The following is a 536-nucleotide window of genomic DNA, read 5'->3' as shown; positions in this document are numbered from 1 at the left end:
AACGTAAAAGCGTAGGGACATCGCATTTACGAGCCGTATCTTCAAAGCCGAATTCGGTAAGAATACCCGCGAGTTCTTCCTGTGAAATAAAGTTTTGAAGTAGTGTGAAAATCGTGGTATTCTTAGCCATGAGAGATTCCTCCTCGTAAAAAGTTTGTGTGGTAACTTACATTTTACATGGAATCTCTCTTTTTTATTAGTTTTTTACGGTGAAAATTAGCTAATCAACAGGCGTGAGATTTTAATTTATAATCCGTAGGGATTTCCCGATGTTGCTTGATTTTTACTAATTTCAGTTTAGGTAATTTGATATGACCATCTTGCAATTCGATATTTCCGTTCACTCGATTGGTTGTATAAGACTGTTTTGACTTACGGTTTTTGAACTTTGGAAATTCCGCATTGCCTTCAAAAAAATTCTTATAAGCCTTTTGTAAGTTCATTTGTGCATTTGCCAAAGCTAAAGAATCTACTTCTTTTAGAAATGGAAATTCGTCTTTATATTTAGCTGGTGTAGGGAACTTTTGCTTTTTAAG

The 536-nt window shown here is 34.7% G+C and carries 1 pseudogene; it reads right to left on the bottom strand.

The features are described 5' to 3' along the window. Nucleotides 1-236: 236 nt before the first annotated feature. Nucleotides 237-536 (bottom strand): annotated as a pseudogene (locus DDE80_RS14655) (RNA-guided endonuclease TnpB family protein); the annotation flags it as partial.

Origin of the sequence: Metalysinibacillus jejuensis (assembly GCF_003057615.1) — a bacterium.
Taxonomy (GTDB): Bacteria; Bacillota; Bacilli; order Bacillales_A; family Planococcaceae; genus Metalysinibacillus; species Metalysinibacillus jejuensis.
This window is presented reverse-complemented; position numbering and strand designations above follow the sequence as displayed.